Genomic DNA, 17,560 nt, shown 5'->3' on the forward strand with positions numbered 1-17,560 from the left:
AGTTGTCAGGATAATCTAAGCTATGAAAATTTTTGGGTATGGCAAGCAAATGTAACTTCGCAATAATTGTCAGAGCATTTATCTAAATTTACCGACTCGGTAAAATTTCCATCCCAATAAATACCATTATCTGCAAACCAGTTACCGATAACCTGTGACATTAATATTCTTATACGAGTTACACCGGCATTATCCAACGGATGTAAGCCAAAATATTCAAAGCTGGCCCACTGGCCGCTTGCAAATTGCCATTCAACCGGATTACATACGTCGTTTTGCACAAGATAATGGTGTTCAAATACGCCCGGCGATAGATTTCTACATGCGGCTGTGTATATCCTTGAGGTACAACGCTCTACACCCTCTAGTAAACTTTTGCCCCATAGCAAATTATCTAGGTTATGGTAACGTTTTAGCTCACCTGATATAGTAAACGCTGGACGAACCAGCAACTTGGCTTCGCCAATCATCCCGTTTGCCGAAACTGTAAAACGCTCTAAAGTTGGTACATCCACTATTTGCACACTGACACCACGATTTCGGAAGCGTGCTGGGGTGACACCATAGCAATCCTTAAAAGCACGAATATAAGACTGTTCATACTGAAAACCACAATCTAGTGCTACGGATAGTATCGAATCTCCTGCCAGTAACTGTGGCAGGCTCTTGGCTAATCTTCGTGCGCGGATATAAGCCATCGGTGTCATACCTATAAAACGGTCAAACAGGCGGATCAACTGAAAAATACTTAGATTTGCAGTCTGTGATAACTGTTCAAGAGAAATAGAATTTTTTAAGTTATCTTCAATATATTCAAAGGTGTCATTTATTTGGGTAACAATCGACATAGGAACTCTCCGCAATTTGGGTTCATTTTTTCATTTTGTATCATGTTAATATTATATCATATTCAGGGTGTCAATGGTATGAATTATTAGAAAGGGGAAGCTATGAAGAAATATCCTGTGAGCAAACTAATTTCTTTTGATGGTTCGGTAGAGCGTAATCAAGAACCTTTGGTTCCCCATAGAAATGCTTTTCCATCAGCAATGATGTCTCTGGGTGTACTTATGGGCCTTAGTCATGATACTAGTCTTATTGAAAGACATAGGAGAACTTGGCGAATGGATCATGACCATAACTTGCATATTGGTATTTCTGGCGAAGCATTTCGCTTTATGTTTGACACGGCAGAATATTTCCAATTCCCTATGTCAGTCGGTGTGGCTCCAGTGCGGGATTGCTTTTCAGCTATTGGTTTGCAGTGTGAATTATATGCCATTAAGACTGTTGATGGGATTGACGGTGTATTTACAGACGAGGACGAATTGAAGCATCTTGTTTTGAAGAGCTTATGTGACGGGTTTCCTGTGTTGCTGATGGGCCACAAGAAAATAGAACGGGTAATTCTGGCTATCGGCTATGAGAATTATGGGGACACTCTTATCGCATGGACATTTTCATCTGGTAACGATATTCCCAACAAATGCTTTTCACCACAAGATTGCCAGTATATTTCAAAATGGTATCAAGACATAGGTGCAGTCTCGCTTGTTAGCGAGAGAGCTAATCGCCCCAAAGCAGAAGTCCTAATTGATATTTATCGCCGGGCGCTTATTCGTAACGAAAGATTTTTGCGAAATCAACGTAGCGCACCTTACGGAGTAGATATTAATTACTATGATAACTGGATTAATGGACTTAGGGATGAGAGCTTTTGGGCGGCAAATATTACAGGGTTTCCTTATATATATCCGGAAATATTTGACTTGGCTGAACGCCGTATTTATGGTGCTGAATTTCTGCAAAGAGCTGGGGATTTACTTTGTACTGATAAACTTATGCAAGCAGTTCATGCAGGCAATGAAATTCACAGTTTAATGTGGCAAATTCACTCAATCGTCAACGAAGCAGAAAATGGAAACACCGCTTTACGTGATTGGGTGGTGCGTAAAAAAATAGTTGAAACACTTAATAGGTGTCGAACATTAGACGGAATAACGGCTGATTGTATAACCGATGCACTTCTGTGATAATGTTTTTCGCCTGCTAAAGAATAATTGTTCAAGGAGAACACAGGTATGTATGAAAGATTATTAGACAAAACACTATCTCCATCATTTACAGATTTACTCAAATATAGTGGATCATGTAGTGATTTATGGGTGGAGCTGGATGATTACTTACAGAGTGAGTATTCCGCAGAACAGCAAATACGTTTTCCCTATGGGAACAAATATGGGTGGAGTACAAAGTACAGCTTGAAAAATAGACACATTTGTGACGTATTTGCGGAGAATGGTGCCTTTGCTTTGCATTTTCGGGTAAACAATGACTGTCTGAATACAGTTTATGACGGCCTTTCGGATTATTCTAAGAAAATATGTGATGAAAAATATCCGTGTGGCGAAGGTGGATGGCTAACATATAGGGTTTTATCGCAAGAGCATCTTATAGATGTGAAAAAAATACTACTCGCAAAGATTAGTGTGTCAATACTTAAAGGTAAGAAAGGTTAATATTCCGGCCTTAACAATATGGTGTTTACCGATATTAATGTTGGTAATGGGAGCATGATAGTTTCCTTTATATTATTCGCCATATAACAGTGAAAATTTATTATTGGAGGAAACTTATGGATATTCAGTCAATTACAAATATTTTTCCTTTCCAGAATCGCCTGCGTTTCTTTTCTTTGCCGGATGTGCGGTTGATTGGAAAAACGTTACGGCATACTAATGAAACCTCGGTTACACCCATCCCCCTATTTTGGGAAGAATACTTCAAGAAATATCACAAGACAGTCGAGGGTTTGCCGCAGGTAGTCCCTACTACTGTTGCGTGGTTTAGTGATTATGATTCCATTACAAAGGCTTACACTTATATGGTTTGCTCTATTTGCCCTGCGGGAACACCAGTTCCGTCAGGGTTTGAATACAGAGATGTTCCCTCAATGCTATTGGGCCACGGAACAACCAGTGATTTCCCGCCGCCAGCTCATAACATTGGCCGGTTTGCCAAAGAGGTTGAAAGTCATGGGTTTGTTCAGGGGCATGTTTGCTGTGAGTTCTATCCCTATGATGTTAAAAATTCAGATGTATGTTGTACACTTTTTACCATATATCCTAAAGATATTAATATTAGAATTGCCAAAAAAGGAAGGTGAGTATTTTGTTCACGTTTGATACAAATAAGCTGTTCTGGATTAGAGAGCCTAAAGCAAAGGTTGTTCAACCAGAAAAAATAGCCATCACTACAGAGCCACATACAGATTTGTGGCAACGCACTTACTATGGCTTTCAAAATGATAATGCGCCGATTCTTTGTATGAAAACGGCAGAACCCTTTTTTTCCTTTTCCGTTAAAACCGCCTTTGACAGCCAGAATAGGTTTGACCAATGTGGTGTTATTGTTTATCAAGATAGCGAAAACTGGATAAAGGCTTCTGTTGAATATGAAAATGACAATTATCAACGGCTAGGGAGTGTCGTTACAAATAACGGTTATTCCGATTGGGCAACAACGGATATTTCGGCTGAAATCAAGATTATGTATTACAGGTTGAGCCGCAGGAAGGACGACTTTCTAGTTGAATGTTCTGTAGATGGTATCGAATACCAGCAGATGCGTATTTGCCATCTACACAGGGCAGAAAGAAGTATTTGCTTTGGCGTATATGCCTGTAGCCCTGAAGCATCTTCATGTGAAGCTGAGTTCACAGAAATGACAGTTACCCCATGTCAATGGAAAAGTCATACAATGCCACTTGAAGGAGAAAAAAATGAATAGTAATAAAATTATTTCTAACTATTCTGGCTTTGACGAAGATCAAAGAGCTTTCGGAAGCAGAGCTGACCAGATAGAGTTTATATACACAAAACGGCTTCTTAACCAGTACATTTCATCAGATAAAACAGTTATTGAGTTGGGATGTGGAACCGGATACTATGGCCTTTATTTATCCGGTAGATGTAAGTCCTATCATGGCATTGACATTGTTCCCAAACACATAGAACAGTTTCAGTCTAAAATCAACGAACAAGGCTTACGCGACGTTAGTGCATCATTGGGAAATGCAACGAATTTGCCAGAAATAAAGGATGATACCTATGACGTAGTTTTGGTTTTAGGGCCTATGTACCACTTGCCACACGGAGAGCGTCAAAAAGTTTTAGTGGAAAGTAAGCGGATATGTAAAGATGGCGGCGTGATTATGTTTGCCTACATCAATAAAATAGGGGCCTACTTACGAGCATGTATTGATGAAAATATGAAAGCAGGCTACCCAAATTCAAAGACGAATGAGTCTGTGCTTATTCATGGAGTTGACGATAAATTACCGGACGTTTTTTACTTCACCATGCCGGAAGAAATCGAGTATGATGTGAAGCAAGAGGGGCTGACTGTTGTTCGTAACGCAGGAGTGGACTATACATTTAGTCCTACTGATATAAACAAAATGACTGATGAACAATATGCGGCTTGGACTGAAATTATGGACTGCATGTTTGCCAGCGGCTCTTGTACTGGCACAAGCAACCATGCCGTTCTGGTGTGTCGTAAACTGTATCTATAAACCGTCGAGGGACTTTTGATAGTGTACACACAAAAATACAGGAGGATTATTATGTCTAATGAGCAAACAAAAGATTTTAACGCTATGCTTCACGATAGCAAGGATATGCCAAAAATCAAGATTATAACAGATGAAAAAACCATAGTGAAATATGGTGGCACAAAAATGCTTCTTGCGCCACCAATCGCATATGATAAAGTTATGCGTCAGATTTCAAATGGAAAACTGATTACTGTTAATTTAATCCGCAATTATCTTGCCGAGCAACATGGGGCTGATTTCACCGATCCCCTAACTGCTGGCATATTCGTATCAATAGTTGCATGGGCAAGTGAACAGCGGGCGTCTGATAAAACCCCATATTGGCGCACATTGAAAAAAGGTGGTGAACTCAATCCCAAGTACCCCGGTGGACAGGAAAAGCAAAAAGAGTTACTAGAAGCCGAGGGCCATATCATTATCTCAAAGGGGAAGAAGAATATTCGTTACTTCGTTGATGGGTTTGAAAACAAACTGGTGGATATTCGGCAGTTAAAATAGCACAGTAAAAGGATATGCAATTCCCTATCCTTAATGCAACACAGCATGTACCACCATCCGGGCATTGTCGTAGCTGTAGTCGCAGGTAGAGAGGGTGACAATCCTGTCCGTACTGTAGAGGATTGTACCAGTTTGGATAAGGGAACGGCCAATGGCTATGTTCATGTATTGCACAAAGCTGGCCGCGCCGTCGAAGTCCAGCACATACGTCTCGCTAACCGGCGACGTCACATAGGCCGCGAAAACCTCACAACGATATTCACTGTCTGGTGTGTAGATGATAAAGGCCGGGTGTGCTTCAAAGAAATTCTGGCTTTTATACTCTGATAGGTCATGGAACATTGTGGCGTTGTTCATTTTGTGGCCGTAAATGATGGTGTTCTGATCGGTGAAGTTAGCCGCATTTCTGTAGTCCATAAAGATGGCACCAGATGAATTGGCCGCACCGGTGTAAGTAAAATTCAAATAATGACTATTATCCTCGCCCTGCACAATCGGATAGTCTATGTTGGTTCCCTCAATAACTATCCATCCCACTATAGCAGGATTGATTTCGTGCAGGGCGTCAAAATCAATGGGGCTTTCGTATGGTGGTGCGTCGCCCCCCTCTGCGGCGGCGTCGGCTTCCAGCTCACTAGCGGCTGGTGCCGCGTCGTCGCCATTTTTATGAGCAAGCTCGGCCAGCTCGTCATATTCATCCCCAGCGGCCTTGTACTCCTGATACTGCATGAAGATACTGCACAGTGCGTACAGCACCACACACATGCACAGCAGGGCCACCAGTCCCCACATGATTGATTTTCCGTGTTTCATATTGTCCCCCTATATTTGCTTTTTGGATTTTTCCTGCTCTTTTTCCTGTTCTGGCCTGCGGCCTAATATTTCGTCAATGTTGGCTTTGACGGTGCCGTACTCTTTCACCTGAACTTTATGCCCATTGTATTGCTTATACAGCGCGGCCTTTTCCTTTTCCATTTCGGCATACTGCTCTTTCAGCTCGGCCACACTGGGGAGCTTGCCGGTAATGCCCATGTCGGCCAATGCTTTTTTAGCGGCGGTGTGGATAAGGATTGCGCTTTCGTTTTCCTCGTATGCCTTTTGTTTGTTTCTGGCCTGCTTATAATTCTTGTAGGCCGGATAGGTGCGCCGGAAGTTTTCGACGTTTTTAATAAGCAGGGCCATATCCGATAGCCGACCTTCCACAGCTTTTAGCTCGGCTGTAGTGTCGTCAAACAGGGTTTGAATTTCGCTGATTTTTGCCTGTAGCTGTTCGTACTGTAACAGGTTGTTTTCGGTAAGGAAATTAACTGTCCGGGCCATCCGTTTCAGGTTTTCAATTTGCACAGCCTGTTTGTAGCCACGGCTGGCCTGCGCTTTTACATTGTTCTCTATGTCGGTGATTAGATTGATACGATTGTCGTCATGGAGCTGTACCGGCCTTTTCTTCTGTGGGGCTTTGGCAAGCCCGGCAATGCGTTCACTTACACGCTCGTCGGTGTACTCTGCGCCCAGCGTCACGCCGCCCATAAACCGGCCCTCGCCGGGCGGCTTGTAGGATATATACTTTGCCCGTTTTATCTCGTAGCCGTCGCGCTCCATGCGCTGTAACATATCCTCAAAATCTCTGGATATGGTGATGTAGTGGTCTATTGCCTTTGCCAGCTTTGCTTTCTTGCTCTGACCCTCTTTGCCGCCATACTTCTGGCCCAAGTTTGGGGTTTTCCAGTGCTGGGCCTTGATAACTGAAAGGCCATGTTCACGGCAAAGCTGATCGCTTAGTTTGCGAATACCAAACCGGGTTTTGTTGTTGCTCACATACTTGTGGCGGTCAACAAAATTGGCGGCACAAAACATGATGTGATTATGGACGTGGCCCTTGTCTATGTGCGTTGTCAGCACATATTCATACTTGCCGCCAAGAAGCCTGTCGCATAGCTCCTGCCCAATGCGGTGCGCTTCCTCTGGAGTCGTCTCGCCATAATCGAAGGATTGTATCAGGTGGTGAGCAAGGTTGTTGCCTTTCTTGCCGACGCTCTGGTCTAGCGTAAACTGAAATTCTATGTCTGCGGTTTCGGGATCACAGCCAAAGGAGGAAATGAGAAGTTTGCCGTCCGTTTTTTCAGGATTGCAAATATAGTCCAGTGCTTTCCTTAGAGTTGACTTAATAGGATGGATCTCTGTCCACGCCATACCTTTTCCATCAGCTCCTTTATTTCGTCCAAGTCCTCTTTGTAAACCGTGTGGGTGGTGTTTATGCGTTTGGCAATCTGGTTGATACTGCGGCTGATGTAGCCAACCTCGCGTGTCAGCTCTTTCACGGCGGTGTGGTCTATTTCAATCACATAGCCCTTGATTGCCATTTCCCTTATGTACTCGCTGTAGTTGTCCATCCCGGCCAGCTCTACTTTCTCCTGAATGAAGTTCCATTCGTCGGGGGAAAATCGGACGATTTTTTGTATTGGCCGCTTGCGGTTTGGCGGCTTTTTGGGGGGCGTGTTGCTTTGCATATTTCAACTCCTTTCAACGGGGTATGGGGTGTCCCCATCAAGCAAGATTGCAGAAGCCCAGCCTGCGGAGCAGGCCGGGCGGCAATCTCGGAAGGTGGCGCGTGGATAGCCACTTCCTATGCTTGTTACTCCACTAATTACTGAACTATCAAGGACAAAATCGGATAACTATGTCAAAAACAATTTAGGTGAGCTTGTTTTAATAAGATAGGAAAACATAACAATTTGCTCTATGTGCCAGTACAGTAAATAACGGACGGGCATACATAAGGCACTGGTGCAAAGTGACTGCTACCAGTGCCTTTTTACCTTTATATAGTTTTTGTTGACGACCCAAACAAAACAGCTAGGAGGGGGAAGCTACAAATATCTCTGAATTGAATCGGTACAGCACCACCGAGCTTCAGTTTCAAAAAAAAACTGCAAGCTGGGCGGCGATTAATTATGTCCAAAAGGCGGCAGTTTGTATTGCCGCCTTTACATTGTTTTGGCGGCTTCGGGGAGGGTGCCGTCATGCAATGCTATACTTCACTTCACGCAAACCATATTGAAATAATTTCAAAGGGTGTTCTATGTCCATTTCTGGATATAAAACACCCTTTTTCTTTTTGGGGAAGGAGAAATCTTTTAGAAAAAAGTTCATCCCAGCTATCCGAAAATGCCCCTTCAAAGTCAGGAATGGCCGGAAAAGGGACAAGCTCAAAGCGAAGGGGGGTGAACAAGATGGAGCTATCCCCTGAATACATAGATCGTAACATGCGCCAGTTCGTTAGGAAGGCATTAAAGACGCTGGAGCTGACCGCCAAAGCAGGCAGACGGGAACGACGCCGTAGAGCTGACCGCGAAGTGACTTTTAGCGCGTTATCACACGCCGAGAATAATCAACTCTCAGCTACTGACCGGTACTTCAACCCGGATGTTTTGTTTGACGTTATGGGCCTTGAGGTTGTTGTGCAAGACCGCCTTTTGGCCGAGGCCCTCGCCCAGCTTTCCGAACACCAGCGCAACATCATCCTCTTGAAATATTTTCTCTGCTGGACTGACAGGCAAATCGGTGAAACTTTCAAAATTAAGGGCGACACAATTCGCCACCAGCGGCTTGCCGCACTGAAAATGCTGGAACGGTTGATAAAGGAGGACGAAGCCTATGAATGATAAACGCCACATACCATTTCCTATACTTGTGGCCGTGAAACAAGGCGACGCCCTCGCAATCGCCCACATTATAAACTACTTTGAAGGCTTTATTGTTAGCCGGGCCGAGGTCAGTGTCTACCGGCCTGATGGAAGCGTCACCAGAATGGTTGACCCTGATATTCGGCACAGCATGGAAATGGCTCTTATCGAAATGATACTTGATTTTGAGTTTCGGTAAACGCTAGGTTTGCTGGGAAGCATATTTACCCTTTTCCGCTTCCCACTTGCTATCATTCCGCAAAAGCGCATTGCGGCCAAAAACTGCAATGCGCTTTTGCGGGCTGATAGACGATTGCATCTTGAAAAAAAGGACGCTTCCGTCCTCATACACACAATTCGGAAACGAAAGGTAGTCTATGAGCTACAGCGTCCGGGTGCGCCACGACGTCCGCAGGATCGAGCGAACACCACCCAGACGCAACACAGGCATTGTCGGCCTGTGGGCTGTGACTAGACTACCCCATAATGAGACACCTGCCCAGCGGTAGTTCGAGCGTTGAAGCCGTCATAGACAGTCAGCCATATTTTATGACGGTGAGCCGTCGCAAGCATCCGGGGCGGTGGTGGAGAACCCACCGGGGTGAAATTCCCGTGGAGCCAATGACAAAGGGCCTTCCGATTGTGAGCGAACGCATAAACAAAGAAGGAGGATTTTTATGGAGAAAGAAAATCCTTTGACGCAACCTTGTGTTGCTGAACATAAAATCGGCGGCACCACATATATAGTATCTTCCAGCTTCAAGGCAGACGCCAAAGACGGGCTGGTTGACAAGGTGGTGCGGCTACTTGAAAACGATAACAGGAACGCCGACAAACAGGCTTCCTATTGAACCATTTGCCGCAGTCAGCATATACAATCTTCCGGCCAGCATTGCAGGTGTTTTTCGTCTATGCACCTGCATAAAATGCTGGTTTTTATGTTGTGTTATGGCCTATTATGAAGTATAATATAGGTATCACAACATGATATTGTTTGACTGCCGGAAGGAGGATTTATGTTTAAGCAGTCGAACAATGAGGTAGTCCGCTATTACCGCACGGCAAGGCAGGACGAAACGGCAATATTCAACCAGAAACTTTTACTGGACAGCTATTGTGAAAAGCATGGCCTAACCACCACAGAAATTTATGTGGATGATGGTTTTAGTGGCCTGAACTTCAACCGGCCCGGCTGGAAAAAGCTACTTGCTGATACAGCCAACGGCCCGGTGAAAACGGTTATCACCACAAGCATAGACCGTATAGGCAGAGACTATTATACCACCGGCAAGGTTATTGAAGAACTGTACCAGAATGATGGTGTTGACTTCATCTTTGTAAGAGACGGTATAAATTCTGCGGAGTATGTGAATACATTTCTACCTTTGCATGACACTCTCGCCGCCCTTGTTGCAAAACAGGAAGGGGGCGACGTACAGTGAGCAAGAAGAATGTTAAGAACGAAATCACTATTCCAGAGTATACGGAAGTAAACACAGATAAGATGACCGAAATCACCGCCCTGTATGGCCGGTTATCACAAGAAGATATGCTGGAGGGCGAAAGCAACAGCATACTGAACCAGAAGAAGATATTAGGTAAGTACGCCGTTGAGCATGGTTTAACCAACTGTATTTTCTACATGGACGACGGAATATCCGGCACCACTTTTGACCGCCCCGGCTTTAAGAAAATGATTGCCGAGGTTGAAGCAGGTAAGGTTAAGACGGTAGTTGTCAAAGATATGTCGCGCTTCGGCAGGGATCACCTGCAAATCGGGTATTACACCCATGTGCTGTTCGACGAGCTGGATGTGCGCCTACTGGCTATTACAGAAGGCTACGACAGTACCAGAGCCGAGGGCGGCGCAAGCGATATGATTGACCTCAAAAACCTGTTTAATGAGTGGTATGCCAGAGACACGTCCCGAAAAATCCTTGCCGTAAACCGCATTAAAGGAAATGCTGGCGAAAAGCTGTGTACCAATGCACCGTATGGCTACATGAAAAACCCGGAGAACCCAAAAGAGTGGATTATTGATCCGGTAGCCGCAGAGGTAGTTAAGACCATTTTCCGTTATTGTATTGCTGGTATGGGGCCGACACAGATTGCTAAGAGGTTGCTGGCAGAAAAGGTAAATGTGCCTTCTGTTCATTGGAGTTTGAACGGTGTGAAAACACCGTCTAGGCCCCCAAAAGACCCCTATGGCTGGGACAGCTCCACGATTGCTGATATGCTGGAACGCCATGAGTATTTGGGGCATACCGTAAACTTCAAAACCTACAAGAAATCCTACAAGAGCAAAAAGACCCTGAAAAACCCACCTGAAAAATGGAAATGGTTTTATAATACCCATCCTGCCATTATTGAACAAGAAACATTCGATAAGGTACAACAAATCCGGGCTGGCAAGCGTCGCCCCACGGCTACGGGCAAAATTGGTTTATTTTCAGGCATTGCCCACTGTGCAGACTGTGGCAGTAAAATGTACTTCTGTGCCGCCAAGAGCCTGAAGCCGGAGCAAGAGAACTATGTTTGTTCCAGTGCGCGAAACAAGTCCACCAAGCACAAGGCGAATGACTGTGACGACCTGCATTTTATTAGGCTGGTTGTTCTGGAAGAAATCGTTTTGGCCGACATGAAGCGTGTCATGGCCTACATAAAGGACTATGAGGACGCTTTTGTGGAGATAGTAAGAAAACGTGCCGAAGTCCAGAACACACAAGAACTGGCCCTGTGTAAGAAACTGTTGGAACAGAAGTCCAAGCGCGTGGCAGAGCTAGACCAGATCATCAAAAAGCTGTATGAGGACACTGTTCTCGGCCAGCTTAACCAAGACCGGTTTATTGCTCTTTGCGCTGACTTTGAAAGTGAACAGCGGCTATTGCAGGCAGATTGCGACGAGCTGACTCAGATAATTGAGGAACAGGAGCGCAAGACCATCAATGTGGATAAATTTCTGGCTACGGTTAAAAAGTACACCAAAATCAAAAAGCTCACCCCGGAAATCATGAATGAGCTAATTGACCGCATTGATGTTCACAAGCGGGACAAGAAATACGCGAAGAAAAAGACTACACAGCAAATCGACATTCATTATAACTTTATCGGCATTATCGGCCAACTGGAAATACCTAAGACACAGAGGGCCACAAAGCAAAATGAAAAGGCAACCACCACCGCGAAATCCGCGTGATGATTGCCAATTCACACCCTTTTCAAAGAACATACGGAAACATTCTTATCAGGGGGGGCCTAATGCGTTCCCATTCCACTTTTCCAAACAATGCGACCGTATAATAAACGGAAAACAAATAGCCAATCAAAAGCGCGCAGAAAGCCGTTAGCCCTTCACTGATCCACTTCGCGCTCAAATAACTTGAAACCCGCAGAGGCTTTGTCATCATGAAAGCAAGCATGCCACTCGACCGGTCTGCTGAAATACATCCCATCGTAGCAACTGCAAAAATAATGATGCCCATTTGGTCAAACTGTGAAGCTAAAGTTTGTCCGAGAATGCTTACCGAAGTTTGTGTCCCCATCATTTGTAACAGCGCATCTGAATTTTCAATTCCACTAACGGCTTTCAAAATTTCTGGCAAAAATTTCACCATGAGCGGCTGTGTCAAACCAAGAATAGCAAAAATAACCGGCAACCAAATCCATTTCAAATTCCGCTTTTTCTCAAGCCATTCCTTCGCTAGTAGTGCTTTCATTCGCTCACCTTCTTCATGAAAATTTGTTCCAGACTTTCGTGGATATTCTCAAATCGCTGAATTTCCAATCCCGCGTTTCCTGCCTCATTAAACAGCCATTCTCCGTCAATATGGCGGTTCTTCGCTTCAAAGCGGCAAATCGTCCCAATCCGCTCTGTCCGAATCCAGCGATCACTTTTTCTTATTTCTTCAAACCACTGTTCCGGGAAACAAGCAAACTCCACTTCAAAAACAGACGTACTCGCTTCCTTTTTGATTTCAGAAAGCGGCTTGTCGAGCACGATTTCACCACGACTCATCATCGTAATATGGTCACAAATTTCCTCAGCATCTTGCAAAATATGCGTCGAAAAAAGAATAGTCGTCTCCTTTTTCAATTCTTCAATGAGCGTGATCACTTCTCGCCTACCAATAGGATCAAGAGCAGAAACCGGCTCATCAAGAACCAGCAGTTTAGGCTTATGCAAAATGGCTTGGGCGATCCCTAACCGTTGCCGCATTCCCCCTGAAAAGCCACTTACCCTTTTCTTACCTTCCTCGCTCAGCCCCACTTGCTGGAGCACCTCATCAATACGCATCTCAAGCTCTTTTCCGCTCATTTTAGAAAGCCTTCCCATAAACCGAAGCGTCTCAACCGCCGTCATATAGCCATAAAAAGCCGGATACTGCGGCAGGAATCCTATTTTCTCACGCGCTCCGCTCATTTTTTCCCCATCCAGTAAAATCGATCCTTGATCCGGTTTTAAAATTTGCACGAGCATATTGATTAGCGTTGTTTTCCCAGCGCCATTCGGGCCAATTAATGCTAAGCACTCCCCATCTTGAACAGAAAATGATACATCCGAAACCGCTTTTTTGTTTTCAAATTGTTTTGATAATTGATAAATTTTAAGAGATGTCATAGTTCTTTCCTTCCAAAAATAAAGTAAACAATCGGGCCAAACGAGCTGACAGCAAGAATCACAACAAGCCAAACAATCGGTGCTTTCCTCACCTGCCAGTGGCGAATAAGGTCAACAAGTGCAGTAACGAGCAAAATTAAATATAAAATAAAAATCGGTAGCAATAACATTAAATCAATTCCAAAAATTTCCATCCACAGTTCCTCCCTTATTTACTGTTATACACATTGTATAACAGTAAACTTCTGATTGTCAACTACTGCTAGAAAAAAGCATATGACTGTTCGTCATATGCTTCTCTTAAAACTAATTTCCACCAAGCCAGCCGCTGATTTCATCTGTCACTTTACCACCAAATTCCTTCACTTTACCAGCACCTTTTTTGATCGTTTCTCCAGCTTCGCTAGCCTTATCTTTCACCGAATCCCAGAAATTATCGCTTTCTTCTTCTTTTTTCGCTTCATCTGCTTTTTTCTTCTGAGTTATCTGGGCAGCACTCTTCGTAGCAAAGTCTTCTGGTTTCAAATATCTCAGTCCACTCTTCATGACATAGTGTGCCAAGTTTGCCACACCGCTTGAACTATTCGTTTTCAAATAATGATTTTCATCCGTTTTATCATAGCCCATCCAAACAGCTCCAACAAGATTAGGCGTATAACCTACAAACCACTGATCTTTCGTTCCACTCTTATCATTGAATGGTACCTGTGTCGACCCTGTTTTACCAGCCATTTCATAGCCAGCTACAGCCGCATTTTGTCCAGTTCCATTGTTTACAACGTCAAGTAGCATTGAAGTCATTTCATCGGATACATCTTCTGAAATAATTCGCTTTGTTTCAGGCTCATGTTCATAAATCGTATTTCCAGATGGATCGACAATTTTGCTGATGACATAGCCTTCCTTCGGTTTTACACCTTTATTGGCAAACGTCGCATAAGCTGCGGCCATTTCAACTGGTGTTGCCCCTTTGCTAAGTCCACCAAGTGCAAGTCCAAGCGTATCATCGCTTTCTTCAAGTGGAATTCCAAATCGTTCCACAGACTTCATGCCACGCTTAATGCCAATTTCATTCAAAGTCCAAACGGCTGGTGCATTAATCGACTGCGCCACCGCCTTGTACATCGGAACTTCACCTTGATACGTGCCGCTCACATTTGTCGGCGTATAGTTTCCTTTATAGGTTTTCTTTTCATCTTTCAGCATGGTATCGACATCCCAGCCTTTTTCAAGAGCTGGCACATAAGCTGCAAGAGGTTTCATTGTCGAACCAGGTTGAGCGCGCATTTGTGTTGCTCGGTTGAAGCCACGGAAAGTATGCTCCCCGCGACCGCCGATCAAAGCTCGAATGCCTCCTGTTGCTGGATCCATTAATACTGCTCCAGACTGAACCAGTGTTCCGTCACTCGCACTTTGTGGGAAATTGTAATTATTGTCATAGATGCTTTCTAGTGAAGTTTGGTAGTTTTGATCGAGCTCTGTATAAATTTTATAACCTTTACGCATAATCTCATCTTGTGAAACATCCGCTTTATTCACGGCCTCGTTAATGACAGCATCCACATACCACGGATATTTGTTAGCAAGCGGATCGGACGCTTTATTGTTTAGCGCCACTTTAGTATTCCGATACGTATTATATTCACTTTTACTAATTTTTTTATTTTCAAGCATGGTTTTTAAAACAACATTCCGTCTCTCAGTTGCTCGTTCTAAATGTTTGTACGGATCATAAGCACTAGGCGCCTGAAGTAACCCAGCAATCATTGCCGCTTCAGGAACTGTAAGCTCGGAAGCTTTTTTTCCAAAATATTTTTTCGAAGCATTTTCAACGCCCCATTCACCGTTACCAAAATAAGAACGGTTTAAGTACATCTCCAAGATTTCATCCTTGGAATACGTCCGCTCAATTTCACGCGCCATAAATAATTCTTTCGCTTTCCGCGTAAACGTTTGTTCTTGACTGAGGAGCGCATTTTTCGCAAGTTGCTGTGTGATCGTACTACCACCACCAGTGATACCACCAGTTTTAACTATACCAAACGCCGACCGGAAAATTCCTTTTAAGTCAAAGCCATTATGCTCATAAAACTTTCGGTCCTCGACAGATACCACTGCATTTTGCACGTTTTTGGATATCTTATCAATTTTGACAAAAGTTGCATCCGTTGACGAAAGCTCCCCTGCCTTGTCGCCATCTTTGTCATAGACGACAGTCGCTGTTTCAAGACCTTTTTTAAGCGCATCAATATCTGCAGATTTGGCTACAACCGTTAAATAAATAATAAATCCTAGAATCGCAAGTAGTACAAATAAAATAATCCATTTAATCACGTGTTTATTTTTCATAAAGCGGCGTAATTTATTCCAAAAAATCTTAAGCCATTTCCAGATAAAGCTGAAAAATTGTTTGATTGATTTTAAAATCAGCTGTTTAAAATTTTCCAAACTTATCTCCTAACTTTCCTTTGAATTTAGTTCTTGTCATAAATCGCACATTGAACTACGACTATTTTACGCTAAACGAAGAATTTTTTCTACCGCCCTAAGCCTTATTTTTTTCTCTTCCCATTTGCCTATGCCAAAATAGCTGAAAATAAAAAAGATGTTTCCCCAAAAACGAAACTGGGTAGACAACAAGTATGGACAGAGGGACTTTTTAGAAAGACCTGCACAAAGACAACACGGAAAGGAATTAAAAATGCCAAAAAAATTGATTTATTTCTTGTCACAATCGCATATTCGCAGCTTGATCGCGGAAGCGTGGGCGAAGAAACTCAAACTTCCTGATGTGACCTTCATCAGCGGTTCTTGGCTTAAGGCTCGCAAAACACATTTTGTGTCTGAAGCGCTTCAAGAGTTTGCAATCGATACTCCGAGTAGTTTGTCTTATGTACCTAGTCAAAAACTTCTGGCAAAAGCCGATTTAATCATCACAATTTATGACTCCACTTATGAAATCGCGCCGCACTATCCAGAAGCACTCCAGAAAAAAGTTGTCTACTGGGATATCAAAGATCCAGAGCATGCTAAGAGCACTCATTCAAAATGGGCGATATATCAGGAAATTTGCGAACAAATTGCCGTTCTTGTTAAGAGTTTAAAGAAACAGTTTATTGAAGTTTAAATTTGTCTCTCCGAAACATTTCGGGGAGATTTTTGTAATGGAGGGCGTTTAAATTGGAAGGCTATCAAGATATTAAAAAAGGAGAAAAAGCAGCTTTATTGAGTATTTTAGCCTACCTTTTCTTAGCTGCGATCAAAGTTATCGTTGGACTAATCGGACACTCTGATGCTCTTTTCGCCGACGGACTAAATAATACTACGGATGTTATCGCTTCTGTTGCCTTACTGATTGGACTACGAATATCACGCATCCCGCCTGATGCTGATCATGCTTACGGGCATCGCAGAACCGAAACGATCAGTTCACTTGTCGCTTCTTTCATTATGCTACTCGTCGGTCTCGAAGTTATTTTTAATTCCATATCTAACTTATTTAAAGGAAATTTTGCTGCACCCAATACTTTAACAGCCATTGTTGCTTTTTTCTCCGGCATTTTCATGTTTGGCATTTACCTTTATAACATTCGTCTTGCGAAAAAAATCGAGAGCCAAGCAGTAAAAGCTGCCGCACTGGATAACCGCTCCGATGCTTTGGTAAGCTTTGGCGCTTTTATCGGTATTATTTTTGCACTATTTGGTCTGCCTTGGGTTGATGCGGTAACAGCACTCCTCGTTGGTATCTTGATCGGTTATACCGCAGTTAAAATTTTCTTCGACGCCGCTCACAGTTTAACAGACGGTTTTGATGTCTCGAAACTTGAAACCATCCATGATCTTGTTCGCGACGTAGCAGATGTGAAAGAAATTAAAGATATCAAAGCTCGCTTCAACGGAAACCGCATTTGGATTGATTTAACCGTCGCTGTTGATCCTGATTTAAATGTTGTTCGCAGCCACGAAATAACGGAACAAATTGAACAAGCCATTCGCTCTAAGTTTCCAACAGCTTATACGCTTGTTCACATTGAACCCTTTTTTGAAAAGTAGAAGATTATTGTGTTCTTTTTCATTCTCCATTATAATTTAGATAACTTTACCATTTCGGAGAAGGAGGGGATTTTCGAATGGGGCAGTGCA

Annotated in this window: 21 protein-coding genes; 13 read left to right on the forward strand and 8 right to left on the reverse strand. The window is 43.4% G+C overall.

What is annotated here, in order from left to right; translation table 11 throughout:
* Window positions 1-20: 20 nt before the first annotated feature.
* The gene (locus UR08_RS07865) at window positions 21-848 is read right to left on the reverse strand and encodes a helix-turn-helix domain-containing protein (RefSeq protein ID WP_115753113.1); all 828 of its coding nucleotides are present in this window, start codon (window positions 846-848) and stop codon (window positions 21-23) included.
* Between the two features lie 102 nt (window positions 849-950).
* Here UR08_RS07865 and UR08_RS07870 point away from each other — a divergent pair, with 102 nt between their 5' ends.
* The 6 genes from UR08_RS07870 (at window position 951) to UR08_RS07895 (ending at window position 5,116) form a co-directional block, all read left to right on the forward strand.
* On the forward strand, window positions 951-2,033 hold the full coding sequence (locus UR08_RS07870; protein ID WP_115753114.1) for a hypothetical protein: 1,083 nt from the start codon (window positions 951-953) through the stop codon (window positions 2,031-2,033).
* 48 nt (window positions 2,034-2,081) lie between these two features.
* On the forward strand, window positions 2,082-2,519 hold the full coding sequence (locus UR08_RS07875) for a DUF3788 domain-containing protein (protein ID WP_115753115.1): 438 nt from the start codon (window positions 2,082-2,084) through the stop codon (window positions 2,517-2,519).
* Window positions 2,520-2,635: 116 nt separating this feature from the next.
* On the forward strand, window positions 2,636-3,166 hold the full coding sequence (locus tag UR08_RS07880) for a GyrI-like domain-containing protein (protein WP_115753116.1): 531 nt from the start codon (window positions 2,636-2,638) through the stop codon (window positions 3,164-3,166).
* Window positions 3,163-3,789: a DUF1349 domain-containing protein gene (locus UR08_RS07885; protein WP_240616056.1), complete on the forward strand. Its 627-nt coding sequence runs from the start codon at window positions 3,163-3,165 to the stop codon at window positions 3,787-3,789. The genes UR08_RS07880 and UR08_RS07885 overlap by 4 nt, the downstream gene beginning before the upstream one ends.
* The gene (locus UR08_RS07890; protein ID WP_115753118.1) at window positions 3,782-4,576 is read left to right on the forward strand and encodes a class I SAM-dependent methyltransferase; all 795 of its coding nucleotides are present in this window, start codon (window positions 3,782-3,784) and stop codon (window positions 4,574-4,576) included. The genes UR08_RS07885 and UR08_RS07890 overlap by 8 nt, the downstream gene beginning before the upstream one ends.
* A 51-nt stretch (window positions 4,577-4,627) precedes the next feature.
* Window positions 4,628-5,116 (forward strand): MGMT family protein, encoded by a 489-nt coding sequence (locus UR08_RS07895; RefSeq protein WP_115753119.1) that lies wholly within the window; start codon window positions 4,628-4,630, stop codon window positions 5,114-5,116.
* A gap of 30 nt (window positions 5,117-5,146) precedes the next feature.
* On the opposite strand, the gene srtB is transcribed toward UR08_RS07895, so the two are convergent.
* The 3 genes from srtB to UR08_RS07910 are packed head-to-tail and all read right to left on the reverse strand — an operon-like array spanning window position 5,147 to window position 7,623.
* A complete protein-coding gene (gene srtB, locus UR08_RS07900) occupies window positions 5,147-5,929 on the reverse strand; it encodes a class B sortase (RefSeq protein WP_115753120.1) in 783 nt (260 codons plus the stop codon).
* A 9-nt stretch (window positions 5,930-5,938) separates the two neighbouring features.
* Window positions 5,939-7,306 (reverse strand): relaxase/mobilization nuclease domain-containing protein, encoded by a 1,368-nt coding sequence (locus tag UR08_RS07905; protein ID WP_115753121.1) that lies wholly within the window; start codon window positions 7,304-7,306, stop codon window positions 5,939-5,941.
* Complete coding sequence (locus tag UR08_RS07910) at window positions 7,267-7,623, reverse strand: plasmid mobilization protein (protein WP_115753122.1); 357 nt, start codon at window positions 7,621-7,623, stop codon at window positions 7,267-7,269. Before UR08_RS07910 ends, UR08_RS07905 begins: the two co-directional genes overlap by 40 nt.
* Before the next feature lie 513 nt (window positions 7,624-8,136).
* Here UR08_RS07910 and UR08_RS07915 point away from each other — a divergent pair.
* The 5 genes from UR08_RS07915 (at window position 8,137) to UR08_RS07935 (ending at window position 11,995) form a co-directional block, all read left to right on the forward strand.
* Window positions 8,137-8,778, forward strand: coding sequence for an RNA polymerase sigma factor (locus UR08_RS07915; RefSeq protein ID WP_165849967.1), 642 nt, complete (start codon window positions 8,137-8,139; stop codon window positions 8,776-8,778).
* The gene (locus tag UR08_RS07920) at window positions 8,771-8,998 is read left to right on the forward strand and encodes a helix-turn-helix domain-containing protein (RefSeq protein ID WP_115753124.1); all 228 of its coding nucleotides are present in this window, start codon (window positions 8,771-8,773) and stop codon (window positions 8,996-8,998) included. Before UR08_RS07915 ends, UR08_RS07920 begins: the two co-directional genes overlap by 8 nt.
* Before the next feature lie 478 nt (window positions 8,999-9,476).
* The gene (locus UR08_RS07925; protein WP_115753125.1) at window positions 9,477-9,650 is read left to right on the forward strand and encodes a transposon-encoded TnpW family protein; all 174 of its coding nucleotides are present in this window, start codon (window positions 9,477-9,479) and stop codon (window positions 9,648-9,650) included.
* Window positions 9,651-9,815: 165 nt separating this feature from the next.
* Window positions 9,816-10,241, forward strand: coding sequence for a recombinase family protein (locus tag UR08_RS07930; protein WP_115753126.1), 426 nt, complete (start codon window positions 9,816-9,818; stop codon window positions 10,239-10,241).
* Complete coding sequence (locus tag UR08_RS07935; RefSeq protein WP_240616057.1) at window positions 10,238-11,995, forward strand: recombinase family protein; 1,758 nt, start codon at window positions 10,238-10,240, stop codon at window positions 11,993-11,995. Before UR08_RS07930 ends, UR08_RS07935 begins: the two co-directional genes overlap by 4 nt.
* Window positions 11,996-12,017: 22 nt before the next feature.
* Here the strand turns inward: UR08_RS07935 and UR08_RS07940 are convergent, their stop codons facing one another.
* From UR08_RS07940 to UR08_RS07955, 4 genes are all read right to left on the reverse strand, one after another.
* Window positions 12,018-12,515, reverse strand: a complete 498-nt coding sequence (locus UR08_RS07940) for an ABC transporter permease subunit (RefSeq protein ID WP_115753127.1) — start codon at window positions 12,513-12,515, stop codon at window positions 12,018-12,020.
* A complete protein-coding gene (locus UR08_RS07945) occupies window positions 12,512-13,417 on the reverse strand; it encodes an ABC transporter ATP-binding protein (RefSeq protein WP_115753128.1) in 906 nt (301 codons plus the stop codon). The genes UR08_RS07940 and UR08_RS07945 overlap by 4 nt, the downstream gene beginning before the upstream one ends.
* Window positions 13,414-13,611, reverse strand: a complete 198-nt coding sequence (locus UR08_RS07950) for a PLDc N-terminal domain-containing protein (protein WP_115753129.1) — start codon at window positions 13,609-13,611, stop codon at window positions 13,414-13,416. Before UR08_RS07950 ends, UR08_RS07945 begins: the two co-directional genes overlap by 4 nt.
* Before the next feature lie 112 nt (window positions 13,612-13,723).
* On the reverse strand, window positions 13,724-15,865 hold the full coding sequence (locus tag UR08_RS07955) for a PBP1A family penicillin-binding protein (RefSeq protein WP_115753130.1): 2,142 nt from the start codon (window positions 15,863-15,865) through the stop codon (window positions 13,724-13,726).
* Between the two features lie 253 nt (window positions 15,866-16,118).
* On the opposite strand from UR08_RS07955, the gene UR08_RS07960 reads away from it, so the two are divergent.
* Entirely contained in the window at window positions 16,119-16,544 is a 426-nt protein-coding gene (locus tag UR08_RS07960; RefSeq protein WP_115753131.1) for an arsenate-mycothiol transferase ArsC, read from the forward strand.
* Between the two features lie 53 nt (window positions 16,545-16,597).
* Window positions 16,598-17,470: a cation diffusion facilitator family transporter gene (locus UR08_RS07965; RefSeq protein WP_115753132.1), complete on the forward strand. Its 873-nt coding sequence runs from the start codon at window positions 16,598-16,600 to the stop codon at window positions 17,468-17,470.
* The last annotated feature ends 90 nt before the right edge of the window (window positions 17,471-17,560 follow it).

It is taken from the genome of Listeria kieliensis, assembly GCF_003369925.1.
Classification (GTDB): Bacteria; Bacillota; Bacilli; order Lactobacillales; family Listeriaceae; genus Listeria; species Listeria kieliensis_A.

Excerpts from the sequence above, each read along its gene's own strand:
- UR08_RS07865 (WP_115753113.1), bottom strand. The coding sequence starts at position 848 with ATGTCGATTGTTACCCAAATAAATGACACCTTTGAATATATTGAAGAT.
- UR08_RS07870 (WP_115753114.1), top strand. The coding sequence starts at position 951 with ATGAAGAAATATCCTGTGAGCAAACTAATTTCTTTTGATGGTTCGGTA.
- UR08_RS07875 (WP_115753115.1), top strand. The coding sequence starts at position 2,082 with ATGTATGAAAGATTATTAGACAAAACACTATCTCCATCATTTACAGAT.
- UR08_RS07880 (WP_115753116.1), top strand. The coding sequence starts at position 2,636 with ATGGATATTCAGTCAATTACAAATATTTTTCCTTTCCAGAATCGCCTG.
- UR08_RS07890 (WP_115753118.1), top strand. The coding sequence starts at position 3,782 with ATGAATAGTAATAAAATTATTTCTAACTATTCTGGCTTTGACGAAGAT.
- UR08_RS07895 (WP_115753119.1), top strand. The coding sequence starts at position 4,628 with ATGTCTAATGAGCAAACAAAAGATTTTAACGCTATGCTTCACGATAGC.
- srtB (WP_115753120.1), bottom strand. The coding sequence starts at position 5,929 with ATGAAACACGGAAAATCAATCATGTGGGGACTGGTGGCCCTGCTGTGC.
- UR08_RS07905 (WP_115753121.1), bottom strand. The coding sequence starts at position 7,306 with ATGGCGTGGACAGAGATCCATCCTATTAAGTCAACTCTAAGGAAAGCA.
- UR08_RS07910 (WP_115753122.1), bottom strand. The coding sequence starts at position 7,623 with ATGCAAAGCAACACGCCCCCCAAAAAGCCGCCAAACCGCAAGCGGCCA.
- UR08_RS07915 (WP_165849967.1), top strand. The coding sequence starts at position 8,137 with ATGCAATGCTATACTTCACTTCACGCAAACCATATTGAAATAATTTCA.
- UR08_RS07920 (WP_115753124.1), top strand. The coding sequence starts at position 8,771 with ATGAATGATAAACGCCACATACCATTTCCTATACTTGTGGCCGTGAAA.
- UR08_RS07925 (WP_115753125.1), top strand. The coding sequence starts at position 9,477 with ATGGAGAAAGAAAATCCTTTGACGCAACCTTGTGTTGCTGAACATAAA.
- UR08_RS07930 (WP_115753126.1), top strand. The coding sequence starts at position 9,816 with ATGTTTAAGCAGTCGAACAATGAGGTAGTCCGCTATTACCGCACGGCA.
- UR08_RS07940 (WP_115753127.1), bottom strand. The coding sequence starts at position 12,515 with ATGAAAGCACTACTAGCGAAGGAATGGCTTGAGAAAAAGCGGAATTTG.
- UR08_RS07945 (WP_115753128.1), bottom strand. The coding sequence starts at position 13,417 with ATGACATCTCTTAAAATTTATCAATTATCAAAACAATTTGAAAACAAA.
- UR08_RS07950 (WP_115753129.1), bottom strand. The coding sequence starts at position 13,611 with ATGGAAATTTTTGGAATTGATTTAATGTTATTGCTACCGATTTTTATT.
- UR08_RS07960 (WP_115753131.1), top strand. The coding sequence starts at position 16,119 with ATGCCAAAAAAATTGATTTATTTCTTGTCACAATCGCATATTCGCAGC.